General features: G+C 54.2%; 15 protein-coding genes. 9 read left to right on the top strand and 6 right to left on the bottom strand.

The features are described 5' to 3' along the window. Nucleotides 1-436 precede the first annotated feature (436 nt). The 7 genes from AC6I7T_RS25995 to AC6I7T_RS25965 all read left to right on the top strand — a co-directional run bounded on the left by AC6I7T_RS25995 (nucleotide 437) and on the right by AC6I7T_RS25965 (nucleotide 10,549). Nucleotides 437-2,671, top strand: a complete 2,235-nt coding sequence (locus AC6I7T_RS25995; protein WP_497790692.1) for an acyl-CoA dehydrogenase family protein — start codon at nucleotides 437-439, stop codon at nucleotides 2,669-2,671. 8 nt (nucleotides 2,672-2,679) lie between these two features. After that, complete coding sequence (locus AC6I7T_RS25990; RefSeq protein WP_497790691.1) at nucleotides 2,680-4,530, top strand: hypothetical protein; 1,851 nt, start codon at nucleotides 2,680-2,682, stop codon at nucleotides 4,528-4,530. A 417-nt stretch (nucleotides 4,531-4,947) separates the two neighbouring features. Continuing rightward, nucleotides 4,948-5,760 (top strand): hypothetical protein, encoded by an 813-nt coding sequence (locus AC6I7T_RS25985; protein ID WP_497790690.1) that lies wholly within the window; start codon nucleotides 4,948-4,950, stop codon nucleotides 5,758-5,760. A 33-nt stretch (nucleotides 5,761-5,793) separates the two neighbouring features. After that, nucleotides 5,794-6,816, top strand: coding sequence for a hypothetical protein (locus AC6I7T_RS25980; RefSeq protein WP_497790689.1), 1,023 nt, complete (start codon nucleotides 5,794-5,796; stop codon nucleotides 6,814-6,816). A 170-nt stretch (nucleotides 6,817-6,986) separates the two neighbouring features. After that, complete coding sequence (locus AC6I7T_RS25975) at nucleotides 6,987-7,682, top strand: NADPH-dependent F420 reductase (protein ID WP_497790688.1); 696 nt, start codon at nucleotides 6,987-6,989, stop codon at nucleotides 7,680-7,682. A 297-nt stretch (nucleotides 7,683-7,979) separates the two neighbouring features. Beyond that, entirely contained in the window at nucleotides 7,980-9,512 is a 1,533-nt protein-coding gene (locus tag AC6I7T_RS25970) for a histidine kinase N-terminal 7TM domain-containing diguanylate cyclase (RefSeq protein WP_497794650.1), read from the top strand. A 74-nt stretch (nucleotides 9,513-9,586) separates the two neighbouring features. Further along, the gene (locus AC6I7T_RS25965; RefSeq protein ID WP_497790687.1) at nucleotides 9,587-10,549 is read left to right on the top strand and encodes a carbohydrate kinase family protein; all 963 of its coding nucleotides are present in this window, start codon (nucleotides 9,587-9,589) and stop codon (nucleotides 10,547-10,549) included. Nucleotides 10,550-10,645: 96 nt separating this feature from the next. Here the strand turns inward: AC6I7T_RS25965 and AC6I7T_RS25960 are convergent, their stop codons facing one another. The 5 genes from AC6I7T_RS25960 to AC6I7T_RS25940 all read right to left on the bottom strand — a co-directional run bounded on the left by AC6I7T_RS25960 (nucleotide 10,646) and on the right by AC6I7T_RS25940 (nucleotide 15,265). After that, entirely contained in the window at nucleotides 10,646-11,845 is a 1,200-nt protein-coding gene (locus AC6I7T_RS25960) for a VLRF1 family aeRF1-type release factor (RefSeq protein WP_497790686.1), read from the bottom strand. A 280-nt stretch (nucleotides 11,846-12,125) separates the two neighbouring features. Next, entirely contained in the window at nucleotides 12,126-13,418 is a 1,293-nt protein-coding gene (locus AC6I7T_RS25955; protein ID WP_497790685.1) for a putative glycoside hydrolase, read from the bottom strand. Further along, nucleotides 13,415-14,200, bottom strand: a complete 786-nt coding sequence (locus tag AC6I7T_RS25950; RefSeq protein ID WP_497790684.1) for a polysaccharide deacetylase family protein — start codon at nucleotides 14,198-14,200, stop codon at nucleotides 13,415-13,417. The genes AC6I7T_RS25955 and AC6I7T_RS25950 overlap by 4 nt, the downstream gene beginning before the upstream one ends. Nucleotides 14,201-14,697: 497 nt before the next feature. Continuing rightward, nucleotides 14,698-15,078: an RNA-binding S4 domain-containing protein gene (locus tag AC6I7T_RS25945; protein WP_497790683.1), complete on the bottom strand. Its 381-nt coding sequence runs from the start codon at nucleotides 15,076-15,078 to the stop codon at nucleotides 14,698-14,700. 4 nt (nucleotides 15,079-15,082) lie between these two features. Continuing rightward, complete coding sequence (locus AC6I7T_RS25940; RefSeq protein WP_497790682.1) at nucleotides 15,083-15,265, bottom strand: hypothetical protein; 183 nt, start codon at nucleotides 15,263-15,265, stop codon at nucleotides 15,083-15,085. 295 nt (nucleotides 15,266-15,560) lie between these two features. Here AC6I7T_RS25940 and AC6I7T_RS25935 point away from each other — a divergent pair, with 295 nt between their 5' ends. Together AC6I7T_RS25935 and AC6I7T_RS25930 are read left to right on the top strand one after the other, a co-directional pair. After that, complete coding sequence (locus AC6I7T_RS25935) at nucleotides 15,561-16,760, top strand: zinc dependent phospholipase C family protein (RefSeq protein ID WP_497790680.1); 1,200 nt, start codon at nucleotides 15,561-15,563, stop codon at nucleotides 16,758-16,760. 199 nt (nucleotides 16,761-16,959) lie between these two features. Next, complete coding sequence (locus tag AC6I7T_RS25930) at nucleotides 16,960-18,207, top strand: EAL and HDOD domain-containing protein (RefSeq protein ID WP_497790679.1); 1,248 nt, start codon at nucleotides 16,960-16,962, stop codon at nucleotides 18,205-18,207. Nucleotides 18,208-18,645: 438 nt separating this feature from the next. On the opposite strand, the gene AC6I7T_RS25925 is transcribed toward AC6I7T_RS25930, so the two are convergent. Then, entirely contained in the window at nucleotides 18,646-19,155 is a 510-nt protein-coding gene (locus tag AC6I7T_RS25925; RefSeq protein ID WP_497790678.1) for a hypothetical protein, read from the bottom strand. Nucleotides 19,156-19,183: the final 28 nt, after the last annotated feature.

The following is a 19,183-nucleotide window of genomic DNA, read 5'->3' as shown; positions in this document are numbered from 1 at the left end:
ATCCGCGGAGATAGTCCGCATTAGGTAAGTCACCGATCAGCTGGTCTGTATTATTCACGAATATGCCGAACAAAGAAACTCTTCCCGGATATAAGACAGCGACCTCCGCCGGGAAGGGGCTCATACCACGTCTCAACTTTTAGTCATAAGAGTTATCCCAGGAAAGAAACCATTCTGAATAACACCAGAAAGCGCAAACTGAAGAGCTAAGCTTATGCCCGGGGTCCAAAAGTCTTCTGATTTCGATTTATCGAATTTTCAAGTTTGACAGATCACCGAACCACGCGTGATCCCTGGTCGCCCGACAAAGATTCGGAGCACTCATTCCATGGTGCTCTACCCTGCTTTAAGCTGCCTCCCAGCTGTCCGTGACGAGTGTCACTGACCCTAAGGACCTCCGACCTTAACAATCGTGGCCGTTAATCAAGAGGGTCACGTGGCGACGATTAGTTCTGCTATTCAAGAAGAAGTCCTCCGGACTTTGCCCGGAGATGATGTGCGTCAAATCTTGTGGCGTTTCTCTGACCGGTACGATCTGCACATGGTGGTGCAGTCCTCCCGAGAGGTCGCACGAGGACCGGTAGCACGGTTGGTTGCGGCCGGAGCTCGCAGTGAGCACGAGTGGACACCGGAAAAGAACACTCTGCTCCAGGCATTCGACGAGTCCGGAATCACCGCTGCCTTTATGGAACCTGAAGAGGGTGGCTATCTTGTCGGTCCGAAGAATCTGGCCCTTGCCCTGATCGCCTACGAACTCGCCTGGGTCGATGCCGGAGCTGCCACAGGAAGCTTAGCCGGATGCCTGGCTCTGTCGCCGATTCATGAACGTGGAACTCCGGAGCAGAAGGCCCACTATATGAGTCTCTGCGCTCCAGCTCAGCCGGGAGAAGACCGCAAGCCCTGGCGCGGTGCCTTCTGTCTGACCGAACCGATTCCTTATGTTGGCGTCGACACCGGGATGCTCAACGGCAAGATCAGCATCGGCGAATGGAAAGAGGGTGAAGAACCCATGCTCCAGGTCGAGAAGCGCGGACGCTTCATCACCAACATGGGATTCGCTAATTTCGTAACCGCAGCGGTCGACACTGCCGACGAGAAGATCAAGGGCAGCTGCATGGTCATCCTGGAGGAGGGAGATCCCGGAATCTATGACCATGGCAGCACGACGCTCAAGCTGGTCCATCAGCTTTCCTCGACAACAGACCCAATCTTCAGCCTGCGCGTTCCTGCCAGCCGCATCGTTGGCGGATACACGATTAAAGATGGCTGCATTGTTCCCAATTACACGCACAGCGAAGTAATCGAGGCAGTCTTTAAGAGGACTCGCGTCACCGTAGCCATTATGACCTCGGCGAAGCTGCTGAGTGCCGTCGAACCGATCATCCGCTACCAGCGTAATCGCTTCCGTGGAGCCGAGCAGACCAAACCGGGCTCGCTGCGTCATGAACTCGGACTCCAGCAGCGCGAGGACGCCCTGCACCGCCTGATCGATATCTGGGCCATGGGCGAAGCCAGCGCCTCCCTGGGATTCGCTGCGGCACGCGTTTTCGATATTCTCGATCCTCTGGAAAAAGAAAAGACCACCATCCTCGACGGCTTGGGTATCCGCGGTGGCCGTGCCGAGATAAAGCACTTCCGCAGCATTAATCAAACAGCGCTCGAATTCCTGCAGCTGGAAGCAGCACCGGAAGCGCATCGCAACGAAGCCCGATATCAGGAGCTGAAGCAGGATCCGCTGGTTCAATACGCGCTTGTCGAAGCGGTAGCCGCTGTGCTCTGCCCGGCAGCGAAGTTGTGGAACACCGGCGTCGGAGCGAACACGATGCGCGAAGCCCTGAGCCTGATGGGCGGCTACGGCATCACCGAAGATTGCCCCGGCTTCCTGGCCTACAAGTGGATGGACGCGCAGCTGGAAGCAACCTACGAAGGACCGGAAGCAGTACAGCGCCGCAACCTGATCGTCACCATGACGACCGATCTCTTCCTGGCCCAATTCAAGCAGTGGATTCTGGAGATGCGTCGCGTTGCTGCGAAACGTCCGGGAACCGGTGCATGCATGCTCGCTACAGCAATGAAGATGTGGCTGTGGAGCTACGAACATCTGCAATCGGCTGCCGATGCCGACGGGTCGAAGCTCTACAACGGACCTCGTCAGGGAGTGACCTTCCGGCTGGCCGACGCGCTCTGCTGGCTGCTCGCCTCGCGTCAACAGATTCTCGACGTCATAGAACTCGAAGCCAAAGGCCCTGAAAATCCGGTAGTGGCAGAAGGACTGGAAGGGACTCTGCAGTTCATGACCGATCTATGCCATGTGCAGGCATCGCGAGCTGTAGGTGAAGTAGGCCGCATCTGCGCGGAACTGGTCTATGGATACAATCGCCATCCAGCCTGGACCGACCCTGGACACAAGGGATGCTTCGGGAATGACGAGCTGGAGGCCTGGGAGGCATATGCTCCCGGAATCAGCACCTTCGGCGTAGACATTATTCAGAAGAACGGCGAGCATCCGGATAAAGCCGGACCCTGTGCGCAGTGTAGAGAAAACAGCAGCTTCCAGGAGCTGCGCAACAGACTCGATCTATGCTTGACCGGCTCACAGATGGCCAAGGACCGTGCGGCTCGCGCACTCACCAAGGTCATGATTCCGGAAGCACTGGACTACCCGCGATAGGAGAGTTGATGGCTGAAGAGATGGAACCGGCAGCAGAGCGCCCCTCCATGGACGTGGACATAGCCTGCGTAGGCTTTGGACCGGCGATGGGAGGCTTTTTAACGACGCTCTCGCGTGGGCTGGTAGATGAGGATGGCATTGCCATAGCCGACAGCACGGCTGTAACCGGCATGCCTCCGCAGGTAGTCTGCTATGAACGTGCCGACGATATCGGCTTTGGAGTCTCGGGTGTAGTAACGCGGGCACGCGCCATCAAGGGCACTTTCCCCGGATTAAATCCGGAAGAAATTCCAATGACTTCTCCTGTTGCAGAGGAGAAGCTGGTTTATCTGCTCGATCCTGTCGGGGCAAGCCGTCGTCCTCTGGTGATGAACCTTGCCGACAAGGCTTTGAAGCTCTCACATCTTGCCAAACATCAGGCTCTGGAGATCCCGTGGGCACCGGCCTTCCTGCACAAGGACGATGGCTTCGTGATGTCTCTTGGCCAGTTCAACCAGTGGGTGGGCGCACAAGTGATGGCCAGCGGCAATGTCCAGGTATGGCCTGGAACTCCCGTTGCCGAACCGCTGCTGGATGGGCGCCGTGTTGTCGGCGTCCGGCTGATGGATCAGGGCACGGATAAATGCGGCAATCCGGAAGATTGCTTTATGCCGGGCATGGATATTCGAGCCGCGCTCACCGTCGTTGGCGATGGCCCGGTTGGTCCCATCGGACGCCAGCTTGACGAGACCTTTGGAATGCCGTACGGGAATCACCAGAACGAGTGGGCTGTGGGCATGAAGATGGTTATCGATCTGCCCGAAGGAATTGACCTCCCGGCAGGTACCGTTTTCCATACGCTCGGCTTTCCGGAGCCGGAGATCTTCGGCTTCTTCTATGTGCATCCCGAGCGGGTCGTCTCGGTTGGAATCTTTATTCCCTCCTGGTTCGATAGTCCGGTACGCACCTCGTATCGATACCTGCAGCACTACATTCAGCATCCGTATCTGTGGCGTTATCTCGAAGGTGGACGCTTGCGTTCCTGGGGAGCAAAGTCTCTGCAGGAGTCAGGCAGACGTAGCGAACCATTGCTGGTTATGGATGGCTGTGCGCGAATCGGCGAGGGCTCCGGCAGCACGAATGTGTTGACCAACTCCGGCGTAGACGAAGCCTGGTACACCGGTGTCCTGCTTGCAGAAGGAGTACTGGACCTGCTGAAGAGTGGCAGGCCCTTCACGCGCGAAAATCTGCAGGAAGTCTATGTGGAGCGGCGTCGTGCAAGCTGGCTTGAGCAGGAGTCGATCGAAGGCAAGCATGCTCGCGATGGCTTCCAGCAAGGTTTTATCACCGGCATGATGGGTATGGCCTTGAGCGGGCTTACCAAGGGATGGATCAATCTTCCCTTCCCGATCCGCAAGCCTCACGAACGTGTCAAAAGCCTGGAAGAGTTCTACAGCGGAAAGCTGAAGCCCGCAGAGATCGGAGCCATCCGCAAAGAAAGCCGTTCGCACAATCAAACGATGCACGATGCTGTGATGACCCGTTGCGGCTGGCCGGAGATTCCTTACGACGGACAGTTGCTGGTCAGTCTTCAGGATGCATTGCTCATGGGTGGAAAGGTTCAGGCTCCGGCAGGATTCAAGGATCATGTGACCTTCCGCGATACCGAAGTCTGCCGCAAATGCAACAAGAGAGTTTGCGTCGAGATCTGTTCGGGAGAAGCGATCTACTGCGGAGAGGAAGGAATTCCGGCCTTCGATCGCGAGAAGTGTGTTCACTGCGGAGCCTGTTTATGGAACTGCACGCAGGCCGACGAAAAAGGACGCACGAATCTGGTCTTTGCCTCTGGAGCAGGAGGACTGCATTCGGCGGAGAACTAGAAGATCGCTCGCAGAAAGAAGATCAGAAAGAGGAAGAGTGGAGAGGTGGCCATGGAAGAGAGGGGAGCGGTGGAGAGAAGAGTGCAATTCCCGCGTCTTTTCGCGTCGTTCCTACGCTGCAACCCCATCCCGTAGGGATGTTACGACAGTAGCTCAGGGTGTAGCGTAGCGAAACCCTGGGTAGCCGGGGCAAACATATTGCCCGCCCCGGAGGCGGCGGGGCGAAACTTTTCCTATTCAGCGAAGTGATTCGTTCCGCCCCATACGGGGCGGAGGCCTTCTCTTGATTGGGATACCCCGGATTTCGCTACGCTACATCCGGGGCTATTCTAGTGGCATTCCTCCGGGATGCCTTTCGCAGAGTAGAAATTCCAACGCGGAGACCAAAGTCTCCGCCTAAACATGAAGTAGAGGAAGATGGCGAATCCATTACATATTGTCGTTTGTGGCAGCATCGTTCCCGATCCGCTACAGACTCTTGAACCGGTTACCACTCCCACCGGTCCATCGTTGAAGAATGACATGATGCTCCCTGCCGTCCTGGACCCTTGGGCAGGACATGCGCTCTATGAAGCCGCCAACCTGGTCAAACAGAATCCCGGCAGCCGTCTGTGGCTGGTGAGCCTTGGCCCGAAGGCAAAGCTTCAGCAGGTGATGATGACCATTGCGCAAAAGGTTCCTTTTGAGTTGGTCGCTCTCGACGGTCCCGCACATGGCTTTGCCGATGCACATGAAACAGCCGCCAAGCTGGCCGAGGCAATTGCAGCTATTCCGGATCTCGATCGCTCCAAGCTGCTGCTCTTCGGCGGATGGGAGTCCGCGAGCCGCGGTGCTGGAGTCACAATGCAGATCGTAGGCGAGCGCTTGGGTATCACCGATCAATTCCAGGGCGTCGACCAAATCTCTATCCGCGAAGATGGCTCCTTCGAAGTCATGGAACGCGTCGAAGGCGGTAAGCACTTGGTCTCAACCTGCGCCGGAACACCTGCTCTTCTGGGCTGGGCAACCGGAAACCTTGGAGAACCGCGCAACGATCCGCAAGTCGGCATGAAGAATATGAGAACCATCATGCCCGCACTGCAAAAGGCCAAGCCTGCACCGTTGGCCACTGACGGACTTGCCTATGCAAAGGTACAGTTGCCGACACAGCAGAGACAGACACGCATCGTGAAGGATATGCCTGCAGCAGAAATCGCTCAGGAAATCGTCGGCTGGCTCTCGAAGAACTAACAACGGTACAGAAGAGAAGATAGGCAAGAAATCATGGAAACAGTTCTTTATCTCGCGCACACGGAAGCCGACGGCTCACTCTCTCGTCATGCGCTGGAAGCCTTGACTGCCGCACAGGCAACGGCAACGGGCCTCAATGCAACTTTTGTTGCGGGTATCTTCGGCGAAGACACGGCGGCAGCAGTTCGACAGATCGGCGCTTGCGGTGCAGCACGCATCCTTTCGGTTGCAGGTTCCGACTTTGCGCAGCCTCGCTATTCGAGCGACGCCGCCGCTGCGGAAGCACTCGCCAAAGCAGCCAGTGCAACGGTCGTAGTCGCTCCGCACACCTCCCGTTTAGCACGCATCCTGGCTGGAGTCGCGTATCGCCTGGGCGGATGTATTGACACGCACGTTAATGCGATTGCCAACAGTGACAAGCTCTCCACCACGCGCTGGTTCTATCGTCAGCGCATGGAAGGAGTGCTAAGCCGTACCAAGCGGCCGTGGTTCCTGCTGGTCGATTCAGGCTGCGCGGATGCCTACACGGGCGCGGCAACCGAAGTCACTTCTGAGAAGATTGAAGCTGCACTGGCCCCAGCTCGTACACAGACTGTCGGTTTGCATGTTCCGGACAAAGGCCAACAGACGATTCGTCCCGATGCCGAGCTGCTGTTCGTTGCCGGTGCCGGATGGACCAAGAAACAGAAAGATGGCCAGCCTCATCCGCAAGAGGCCGAGCAGCTGATTATGGATTTCCTGCGCTTGAGTCAGGGCTCGCTGGGCAGCACCAAATCGCTGACCGATATCAGTGGAGAAGGTCAGGCCGTACTGCAATGCATGAGCCATCTGAATCAGGTGGGCCAGACCGGCTCGACTCCTCGTCACCCCAAAGGACTCTCAACCTGCTGCCATGGAGAAGAGCCGCACGTGGTGGGCTGGAGATTTATCCATGAACGTCGCGCCATCAATCTGGATGCCAATTGCGGATGGGCTCGGGGTAAGGCCGATGTGCTATATGTCGCCGACGCCTTCGAAGTTATGCGCAAAGTAAATGAATTAATGGCAGCGAAATAAAACCGGAAGAACTCCTGCAGTATCAGCAATAACAAGGGGCGCCAATCTTCACGAGTTAAGATTGGCGCCCCTTTGTTCCTTTCTGCCATATCCGGCCGAATAAAGCACCCAATCCTCTGCTACGCGAATCTGTTCTTATTGGCAGCCTTCCAAGCTGCAGAGGAGCAGTTATGAAGATTGGCATCATCGGCGCCGGACAAATTGGCGGTACCTTGACCCGTCGCTTTCGAGCCCTCGGACACGAGGTCTTCGTCGCCAACTCACGTGGTCCGGAATCCCTTGCTGACTTAAGCAGAGAGACCGGAGCCAAGGCCGTTACCGTTACCGAGGCGGCCCATAGTGGAGAAGTAGTTGTAGTAACCATCCCTCTGAAAAACATCCCTAAACTGCCACGCAATCTATTTGCCGGAGCGGCCGATAACCTGGTCGTTATCGATACCTGCAACTATTACCCGCAGCAACGAGACGGGTTTATTGAAGGAATCGAAGAAGGCATGATCGAGAGCCGCTGGGTCGAGAAGCAAATTGGGCATCCCGTCATCAAGGCTTTTAACAACATTTACGCAAAGCACCTGCTGGAACTCGGTCGCCCGAAAGGGCCATCGGAACGCATTGCCCTGCCTGTCTCCGGAGATCAAAAGGCCGCAAAAGAGATTGTCATGAGGTTGATCGACGAATTAGGATTCGACCCCGTCGACAACGGAGGGCTGGATGAGTCCTGGAAACATCAACCGGGAACTCCTGTCTACACCAAGGACTTCAATGTCGAGGGTGTGCGCCGGGCACTCTCTGAAGCGAGCAAAGAACGTAAGCCGGAATGGCGGGCCACCTCTACCAACCCGGGCTCCTACGCAAGACCGGCGTAATACATGTATGAAGCCATGAACATGTAACGCTCATGGCTTCACCTTCTTCACCCAGAGCACCCAAAATCCCGCGTTCCGGTTCCGGCTTCGGCGTGCCACCACGGCATTACCCGCAAAGATGTAGGCCAAATCACGAGCCTGACATTCCTATTGATTCACCCGGATCATTATTCATAATGCTGTTGTATCCTGATAAGACCAAGATTCTGATAGCGTTATCCTGTTCTGGAAGCGCTACAACCCAGTTCAAGAGAGAGCCTTGATCCCTTCTGGCCCTCAGGAAGGGCGGTGCCGTCCATGGTTGTGGCAGACATTGTGCTAGCAGTCCGCATCTTTTTGATCGGAGTTGCGTTGCTGTTAGCCATTCTGAGCTACATCACATGGAAACGGCGCGAGGATGGTCCCGAAGCAGCTCTCTTTGCCGGTCTGATCATGAGTGGCGCGATCTACGCCCTGGGTTATTCAGGCGAGATAGCGCAAACCTCTCTGGCTCCGGCACTCTTCTGGCTTCATCTTGAATACTTCGGAATTCCCTGGATCCCGGGTTTCTGGATCGCGGCCGTCTGCCGTCACAATGGACTGAAAGCTCCCCTTTGGGTTTTCTTTGTCATTCCTGTCATCGCATTTGCCGGCCACTTCTCGAATTATCACCAGCTCTTTTACAAGGGCCCGGCCTTTCTGGCCTATCGTGCTCCATTCTGGACTCTCGAAATTCCAAGGGGTCCCATCTACCAGCTCCATGTCGCCTATCTGGTAGCGACCTTCCTGTTGGGCGCAGGAATCTATCTCAGCGGATTAAGGAATGCCTCGGCGCTCCATCGCCGGCAGGCATTGTTGCTGGTAACCAGCTCCATTGTTCCGCTGGCTGGTTTTGCAAGTTATCTGCTGGGCTGGAGCCCCTTCGGACTCGATCTGAGCCCGCTCACGCTGGCGATCAGCGTGGTCCTGGCTATGCGCGCTGTGCTCTATGCCGGTGTCTTCGATCTTGTCCCTCTGGCGCGTGGGCATGTCTTTCAAGGTATGCGCGATGCCGTATTGATCATCGATACCAGAGGCCGGTTATTGGACTTCAATCCCGCTGCTCGCAGGCTCCTTCCGCTGCTCAACAATCAGAGCTTGGGAGAGGAGATCGGCAAGCTGCTCGTCGACAAGCATGAACTCTGTCAGGCTCTGCTCACCGAAGCACACTCACAGGAGATCGTCCTCGAAGGGACCTCCGAACAGGAGTACTTTGAAGTTCGCACCTTCTCCCTGCTCTCGAGTGTCAGGCTGCTGGGACAGGCCGCAATCATTGCCAATATCACTCCCCAGGTACGCCTTCGCGAAGAACTACGCCGTCAAGCGGAAACCGATCCGCTGACAGGCATTGCCAATAGGCGACGCTTTGTCCAGGCACTTGAAGAAGAATGCCAGCTCGATACGCGGCAAAAGGAGTTTTCTCTTCTGCTGATAGATTTGGACCACTTCAAATCCATCAACGATTCCTACGGTCATCCGGTGGGAGACATCGTGTTATGCGCGGTCACGAAAAGACTTCTCTCCTGCATTCGCCAGAACGATCTGGTCGCTCGTTTCGGCGGCGAGGAGTTTGCCATTCTTCTGCCGGAAACGAACCGGAAAGAGGCCTTGACAATCGCCGAACGCATCCGCACGGTCCTCAGTGAGGAACCCATTCCCGCGTTGGAACATATGGTTTCGATTACCGCCAGTATCGGCCTCGTAAGCCACGGAGGGGAAGATCCTGTCGCCTCTACCAAGCTACTGAAAGAAGTGGATAATCGGCTCTACCGGGCCAAAGAGCACGGACGCAACCGCGTAGTCACGCTTTAACGAAGAGCTGGCATCTCAATCCGAGAATGCTTATGGAGCTTCTCAGCCGTCCGCCATTCATTTACATTTAATATATGACGCAGTCGTCGAAGGTTGACATCGTTGGTGTTGGTTTGAACGCCACCGATACGCTGATTCCCCTCTCCACTTACCCCGCACTTGGCTCCAAAGTCGAATTTCTGTCGGCAAATGTGCTTCCAGGCGGACAAGTTGCAACAGCCATGGTCGCTTGCCAGCAGTGGGGCATGAAGACCCGGTATGTAGGGAAATTGGGGGACGACCCTGCCGGGAAACTCCATCGCGACGAATTCGCTCGCCGGGGAGTCGAAGCCCAGATCATCACCGTCCCGGATTGCGCCAGTCAGCAAACCTTCATCATTGTCGATGGCACAGGAGAACGAACCATTCTCTGGCGCCACGACGAACGGCTCACAATCCAGCCCCGCGACCTTAATCGCGATTGGATTGTCAATGCACGGGCTCTCCACGTCGATGGATATGACACCGCCGCAGCCACTACTGCCGCCGGTTGGGCTCGCGAGGCGGGAGTCCCTGTTATCGCCGATCTGGACGAACTATATCCGGGAATCGAAGGACTGCTTGAAAAGATCGATTACCTCATCGTAAGCCGGGATATCCCGGAACGTCTGACGAGGGACACCGATCTCGAAAGCTCACTGCGCGAAATGCACCGTCGCTTCGGAAACAAAGTGACCGCTGCAACTCTTGGTCCGGAAGGCGTGCTTGCCTGGGATGGCAACCAGTTTTTCTATACCCCAGCCTATGAAGTTCCTGTAGTAGACACAACCGGCGCAGGCGATATCTTCCACGCCGGATTTATCTACGGACTTCTTCAAGACTGGCCGATGGAACGGCGACTCAACTTTGCCTGTGCTGCTGCAGCGCTGAACTGCATGGGAGTCGGCGCGAGAGGCGGCATTCAGACGCTCGAAACGATTGAGAATCTGATAGCCACGGGACCACGTTATCCCTCCGCGTGTTTTGCCTCAAGCGTAATAACCACTGTTCGCGGATAACGTACTGCCAGCCTTCTTAACCCCATTCTTCCAACCAACACCAGACTGGAAGAATGGGGTACCTGATTCAATTTCTGATCTCCTCCCGTCCTGACATCAAGCAGGTCTGCCTATAGCTAAGGATTGCCGGAAAGAACCGGCAGCCATCTTGCGTTCATTTCCACGCATTCTGCCCCCAATTCCTCCGGCAGCATTGAGACGGTTTGCGGCGCGCTCTCTCACTATCTCGAGACGGCAATCATACTTGACCGTAAGCTCCGGCAGAACTTCGTGAAGTGTCTTTGGCGAAAAGGCAACTTGGCATCTTGGACAGCTCAAACCGGCGGAAGCTGCTGTCATACTGCACTTCGAGCACTGATATACGGTTGGATTGAATTCTTCTGTGACAACAACCGATGCCAGTTTTCCATATTGAAGCCGGGTGAGCAGCGACTCGACACCAGTTACAATATCGCCGTCACGATTCAACAGGTCGGTGACCAGTTGCTCGTCATGCGCAGCTGCATACTCTCTCAACTTCTCCTCTACGCATGCCTGGGTTCTGAGCGATGGTTCGTCGGCACAAACATGCGAGATTCTTGTCGTCTGGCCTTTAAGTCGCGGCGAAAGCTTCTTTTCTACATAGGCCGTCAGCCGGTCGGCGCCTAGCAGATAGATACGCTCCAAAGAGTAACCGTCGTAGTATCTTGTAATCGTCCCCAGCACATCGCCAAGAAGATGCTGATAGCGTGCTTCTACACGCCTTTCGAAGATATCCAGCTGCGAGCTATGCGGAACTCGTACACCTTGCCTCGAGACATGAGCGCGTTTTCTCAACTTCCATTGCGAGGTATCGACATCGAAATCGCGAGCCTCAATCTTCATCAGCGTGCCGAACTGATAAAGATAAATTCTCACACCGGAGAGTTCGAAAACAGCGACGCAGGCAGGACGATAAGCATTCGCCATCAGGCAAAGCTGCCAAAGCATGGGCTTGCCCCAGTGAACTTCATCACGAGGTTCAAGCTGCAACGGAATCTCCTTCCACACATCTTTTCCGGCGAAGAAGACAATCCCGCGCTGTTCCGGACGTTTGTCCTGAAGCGCTCTCTCGATCCGACTCAGTTGGACTTGGCAGAGAGATCGATCGGCTTCCGGAAGGCTGGCAAGCACATTCTTGGCTTCACTCTTGAGCCAGACAAGATATCCGGGAATCGAGCGGCAGTTCCTTGGCGATGCCGGATTGGTATTCAGGTAGACAGTTAGTAGCGGCTCCGGTAGCAGGGCAAGAGCCGGCAATGCAAATGCATTGGACATACGTATCTCCCTTCTTCAGAAGTAATCCCGATGGAGGAATGGTGAGTGATGGAAAGCTTGTTATGCTCCGAGGCAGACAGGAAAAGAGATAGCTCGGATTGGAACGCGAAGGGTCCCTGGGAACAGTACTGAGTCCGGTCTCGCAACCGTCAACATCGTAAGAGAAATGCTTTATCGCCCCATTGCTGGCATCCTATTCTCTTTCGACAACCGGCTTGATACGCCGACAAAACTCGTTGGAAAGGAGATCGACCTTAAGTCAATCTCCTTCTCTAGGAGGCTATCGGATCGAGGCAACGCGAGCGGTCGTCTGAGGCTCGACGAAGACCGCCTCATAACTATTTCTTGGATTCCACAGCATCCAGCCATCGGAACCAAACTCCGTAGCTGCGCGCACTTGTGCCCGGACCTCCTCCGGTCCGAAGGTGCGCTTGTCAAAGGCGTAATCGCGAAAGGCCTGTATCCATGGACGGAAGCGCTTTGGCTGCACATTGACCCGATGCTGCGCCTTTTCAAGCGTCTGCTTAACAATCTCGTAGGGGTGAGCAACAGGATTGCGATAGTTCGGAATGCCGAATTGGAATCCCGAGGGATACAGCATCGGAGACATATAGTCGACGATTTTGGCGATGTCCTCGATCTGCTGACCAATGCCCGTGTCATTGGTGTTCCATGAAACATAACCGAAGATATCGGCTGCGAGAAAGGTATTGTAGGGCGTAAGCTGGCGACGGGCTTCCGACAAGAATCCTGCGATAGCTGCCTTACGGGAAGCTTCCGTCGGAGTATCGGAAAAACGCAATTGACCGGCAAAATCAGGGAAGCGAACATAATCGAACTGAACCTCGTCAAACCCAGCTCGGGCAGCTTCCACGGCAATGGCAATATTGTAATTCCAAACTTCCTTTCGGAAGGGGTCTACCCACTGCAGACCCTCCCGGTCAAGAAAGGGCTTCCCGTTCGAACGCATAATCGCAAGATCGGGATGAGCGGTAGCAAGCGGAGTATCTTTGAAGACTACAATTCGGCCAATCGCATAAATACCTTTGCTATGTAGCGTCTGTACCAGTCCTGCAAGATTGCTGATGGTTGTCACCTGACGGGAGCCGGTTTCCTTCGCTGCCGTAACCGAAGTCTGGAATGAAATCAGTCCTCGATCTCCCTTCAAGTCGACAACAACAGCATTAACCAAGCCACGCTGGGCCAGATTGAAAACCGAGTCCCGCAAAACCTTCGAACCTATCCCGTAGACGGAGAGGTAAACAGCCTTCGGGACAAAGGGAGTCAGAGGCAGAACGCCCTGACGTCCCGCAATATCGGAGGCACTATACGCAGCGGCAAGGTATCCAGGTGCCCGCAACCGGACTCCTTCGGAATTGTTCTGCAAACTAAAGCGCCCGGCTTGATCGGTTGTAAAAGTGCGATTCCCCACGGTCACAATAGCGCCGGGGATCTTCGCTCCCGTTTTTGCGTCCGTAACAACAGCATCCAAGGCGCCCGCCGCCGGACAGGCGAGGGCGATAACCAGTATCAGCAGCAAAAGTTCTATAAAACGTTCTATAACGCGTTTCATGGCCCAACCTTCCTTGTCGACGGGTGCAAAATAGCACCAAACTTGGCCCCGGTTTGCCAATCCGAAATCGGAATACGGGGAATAGAAAAGAGTTCGGAGCCGACATGCGCTACTCCGCCCTCGTAGGCAAATGCACCGAGGTATCCGCTCTGCGCAGCAATGTCCTTGAGATTTGTATCGATGATTCCAAAGGGCCACGCCAGGAGAGTGACCTTGCCACCCAACTTCCGCTCAAGCACATCCTTCGAGCGTGTCAGCTGAGTGCGTACAAATGTGAGATAGGCAGCGGGAGAGAGCCTTGCCTTCTCCTTGCGAAAGTCCGGATGCCAATAGGTGTGCGATTGAATCTCAACAAGCCCGGAGGCCTTCATCTCCTTGAGCTGTTCCCACGTTAGGGCATAGTCGGCGTTACTGATTGCCGATGGATAGATAAACAGCGTCACCGGAATTCCGCGCCGCCGGATGATAGGAAACATTTCGGTATAGACCGAACGATGACCGTCATCGACAGTGATGGCGACAGAAGGAGCATCTTCCGTTGCACTTCCCTTCACCACGGAAAGAACCGATTGCAGCGGAACGACCCGATAATGATGCTCGGCCAACCAGTTAAGCTGCGCCTCAAAAGTGGAGGTCTTGATGGTAGTGGATCCGGCCTTCTGGGAATCGAAACGGTGATACGCCAAAACCGGGACGGAAGCGGTAGACTGCCCGAATGCAGAAATTGAAATAGAAAAGCCCACACAAAGGAGAACTATGACGATCTGCGTCAGGCCAGACATCTGGGGCCTCCGCAAGCGTACGGGATCAGGAAAGGACAAAGCGCTAAGTACGCTCCTCAACCGACTTTATTCTGCGCATCCGCACCGCAATATCACCGTGCTCCGGATCACACCCAGCAGCCCACTTTCATTGCGCGAATACGGAATGCCGCATGAATTCTCGTCAAAGATAAGTGATTATGAATGTAACCCTTGAAGAAACAGGTTTAGACAAAATCTTTGAGGGGCGTTCCTGAACTGGGAAGAAGAACATAAGTCCATATCGGTAACAGAACACAAGACAGATTAACTGGAAATTTCACACGATTACAGAGAAAGCCCGGCTTCGGCCAGACCACCAGAACAAGATAGAAATGTTGTTCGCAGTATTGCAGGTAATGCTCTAAAGCATTTCCCGAAATACTGTGAACTTTTCAAGTAGGGTGAAGAGCGGCTTTCTTTCGAGGAAAGCCGCATCAACTTTTATTGCTTCGGTCTACATCTTTTCGGAAAATGCTCTAATACCGTCCGCGCATCCGGTTGAGTTGGCGGCGATCGCGCTTGGAGGGTCTGCCACCTTCGGGACCCTCATAATGCAAAACGGCTTTGCGTTCTTCTGCCACCTTTTGCCGTAGAACTTTGCTCTCTTCTGTTTCGCGATACAAGGTCTGAGCGACGGAAGCCGGACCACGAACATCGCTCAAGGCCAGGACTTCAACCTGAAAATCTCCGCCCTCGGTTCTGATCCGCAACATATCCTTCACCCGAACATCGCGAGCAGGCTTCGCGGGCTGCTCGTTGGATTGAATCCTGCCAAGGTCGCAGGCATGAGCAGCAAGTGCACGCGTTTTGAAAAATCTTGCGGCCCAAAGCCACTTGTCCATTCTTACCGAATCCATAGCTTTATTCTCTCATCGAGTACCTCGTACTGTCCGGCGCCTGTGCTTCAGCAGCCCAAGCATAGATCTCATCCTTTTCATAAGGATCGGCAATGAAGGGATCTGCTGCGGGGCCACCGCTCTTGTGGAGACTTGTCATAGTCACAGGAAGGGTAGAGAAGGGACTGAAAGCACGAAAATGGCTCACCTATTGCTCAAATACCTTCATCTCAGGCAAAGTCTTACCGAGACGGCTTTCCTGCCCGAAAGCCATGTGCAACGCACAAAGCCCAAAACTGCAGACAACCAGAACCGGTTCATTTCACGTCACCTTACGGAGAGAAATTATCAGATTCCGCTCCCACTCCGACCATCCACCGCACCGGCCGAGCCGGGAAACAACTATGCTACGTTCGATATTTTGTGCACTCCTTCTCTTAGGCATTTTCTTTGCCCGGACGGCTGCAGCATACTCCGTGCTCTCACATGAGGAGGTCGTCGATATGGCATGGACTTCACACATCCAGCCGCTTCTGCTCGCACGATTTCCAGGGCTCACGGCCGACCAGCTTCGAGAAGCTCACTCCTATGCCTATGGCGGCTGCCTTATTCAGGATCTTGGTTATTACCCTTTCGGGAACAAGTTCTTCTCCGATCTGCTGCATTATGTTCGCACCGGCGACTTTATCGCTGCCCTTCTTCGCAACGCCCACGACGCCAATGATCTGGCCTTTGCGCTCGGAGCGCTGGCACATTACACCTCCGACAGCATCGGGCACCCTTACATCAACAGGATGGTGGCCTCGGAGCACCCAAAGCTACAACGGAAATACGGCGACGTGGTTTCCTATGAAAAGGATCCTGTCGCCCACATCCAAACGGAATTCGGCTTCGACGTGGTGGAGGTCGCTCACGGAAGATATTCACAGGAGAACTATCGGGACTTCATCGGCTTTCGCGTCTCGCAGCCAATACTCGATCAAGCATTTCTCGAAACTTACGGCTTCCCCTTGTCTGAGATCTTTACAAGCGAGGAACACGCAATTAATACCTATCGCGGCGCAGTCTCCAGGCTGATTCCTAAGATGACAAAGGTGGCGTTGATCGCCTATGGCAAGCAGATCGAACGCGAGTCCCCAGGATTCAACCACCGCAAATTTGTTTATCGCTTGCGCCGGACGGAGTTTGAACGTCAATGGGGAAAGGACTACTCCCATCCGAGTTGGAAGACGCGATTCCTTGCCTTTCTAGTTCGCATAACTCCAAAGATCGGTCCGCTCAAAGTGCTCAAACCTGTCCTACCAAATACACAGCAGCAGGACGAATACATTCGCAGCGTGAACCATACCGTCGATGAGTACAACCATCAACTTGAAAGACTCGGAGCGCCTTCGCCGAATCTCGAGATGCTTGCTATGTCAAAGCCCCCGCGAATCAACTTCCCGGAGATGAATCTGGACACAGGCGACCCTATTCGTTTTGGAGAATACCGGCTCGCCGATAAAACATATATGAAGCTCCTCGACCATTACCTCAGCGATAACCGGCCGGTATCGCCGATTATCGTCCAGCACTTAACCGCCTTTTATGCCGCAAAGCCCTCTACCGACGACAAACTTAGCGATAAGGATCTGAACAAAATCCATGCCCAGCTGGAACGCTTGAAGAGCAACGAAAACAGTGCATCTCCGGTGACAAAATAATTATCGGCAGCTCCGGGGAAATTGCAAAATGAGGTATGACAACTCAATTTAGGAAATCTTCCTAAATCTAAATAATGCAAAGCCGCTACGTGCTGGAAGTTGTTCAAGCTGGATCGGGTTTGTGCTACGCTGCACATGTTAATCACTCTCAAGCCTTATTTCTCCGTGCCTGAGCGAGGTTTGAAAGGGAGGGCCCCGCATGTCGCGGCCACCGGCAAGTACGAAAGAAACACCATCTCGCCTTCGCTTTGTCGCGCGGCAGCCTATTTTCGATGTTCATAATCGAATCCACGGTTACGAGCTGCTATACCGGGAAGGCACAAAAAACGAATTTAGCGGCAGCGACGGAGACCAGGCAAGCCGAATCACCCTTGACAACACACTGCTCTTCGGACTGAACACACTCACCGGCAAGTCGATGGCCTTCGTGAACTGTACCCGTGAGACTCTGCTTGAAAAGCTGGTTACCCTGCTACCTCCGCAATCGACAGTGCTGGAGATTCTTGAAACCGTTGTTCCAGACTCGGCAGTAATCAAAGCCTGCGCGGAATTGCGGGCAATGGGATACAAAATCGCCCTGGACGACTTTGTCTTTCGCCCCGAGATGGAGCCTCTTATCGACCTGGCCGATTACATCAAGATCGATTTCATGCTCTCTCCGCCCGAAGAACGCCAGAAGCTTCGCAAGCGAATAGGCAATCGCGAAGCTCATCTGCTGGCAGAGAAAATCGAAACGCTGGAGGACTTTGAAGCAGCACTCCGCGAGGGCTATGAGTACTTTCAGGGTTACTATTTCTGCCGCCCTATTATCCTTTCGAGCGGCGAGATACCACCCAATCGGCTCAATTACCTGGCACTCCTGCGAGCTCTGCACCAGGACCCTCTGAATTTGAAAGAGATTGAGACCCTCGTAAAAAGAGAAGCCTCCCTCTGTTACAGATTGTTGCGGCTGGTAAACTCCGCACTGTTTGGCTTGCGGCAAGAAGTAACTTCCATCATGACGGCCCTGCTGACCATCGGCGACGAGCAGTTCCGTAAACTCGCAAGCATCTCAATTGCAGCAGAACTCAATCAGAAGCAGACCGTAGAACTCCTTCGCATGGCCTTGGCCAGAGCCCGTTTCTGCGAGCTGACGGCAGAGGCTATTGGAGAAGATGCAACGGAGCAGTATCTTCTAGGACTCTTCTCGCTCTTTCCAGCCATCTTGCGCATGAAGATGGAAGATATCGTTCCCTCACTTCCCTTCCGGACAGAGGTCATTGCCGCCTTGCGGGGTGAAAACAACCAGGAAAGAAGATTGCTCACCTGTCTGGAGCAATACGAGCAGGGGAATTGGGCCGAGTGCTCACGAGATTGCACCGCAATGGGTGTCTCGGAAAGCAAAATTGCTGTCAACTATACCGAAGCGGTCAGTTGGGCCGAAGAAGCCCTCTCCATGGCCAGCTAAAACAACACTCCAGTTAGAAAATAGCGAAGAACTGCGGGAAGGACGCAGCTCGGAGTGTGCACTTTTTTCGAAGCAGTCAGCCCCTCCCTGTGAATGCACGAAGAATGCACGGGCGACACGAAGGAAGCTGCCGTTACAGGGGATGAGCAGGTACACCATGAGCAACGCGAGAAAATCAAGGGAACCAGGACGACACTTGTCAGGCAGCAAACAATCCTTCATCGTCAACAGGAAGACTTAAAGAAGGTATCTTTTCGTTGCAATAATTGAGGAAGCTGCCAGGCAGTATCGTTGTACTGCCTGGCTTCGCAAAATGTGGATCACTAGAGCGGTTCCCGAAATACTGTGAACTTTCGAAGATAGGTGAAGAGCGGCTTTCTTTGGCGGAAAGCCGCGCCAACTTCTATTGCTTCGATCTACATCTTTTCGGGAAATGCCCTAGGCTTTAGCGTTTACACGAGAATTGCTCTCGGCAGCGACACTCTCAAATTTACCGAGGAAGCTTTCAAATTCAGCGGCAGCTTTGGAATTGCCGCGAGATTCCGCACCTGCAATCCCGTCCTGGAATACACCAATCAGGTCAATCGTGCTTCCATATGCCAGAGCTGGCGTATTCACCCGTCCTGGAGTTGCATAGTTTGTACCTTTTCCGTCGATTATTCCATTGTCATCGGCCGGTAACCATCCACTATCATAGAGCTCCGATATCTCTATGGGATCTAGCTTACCTTCCGCATACAATTTGCTGGACAGCTCCCGCATTTGGTCAGTAGACATGTTATGTAAATCGTATAAATCTGAAAAGCTCGTAACAGAAGAGGAATCGCTCGCCGTAGTGCCGGAAGAAGCTGTGATATCGGAAGAAGATGAAGAAGTTGAAGAGGACGGATACGAAGAATATGACGTTGTGAACGGATTGGAACTGCTGTAACCCTGAATCGAACTCATTGGGGGATGCTCCCTATCTATTCCTAAT

Source organism: Humiphilus diazotrophicus (assembly GCF_059726315.1).
This window is presented reverse-complemented; position numbering and strand designations above follow the sequence as displayed.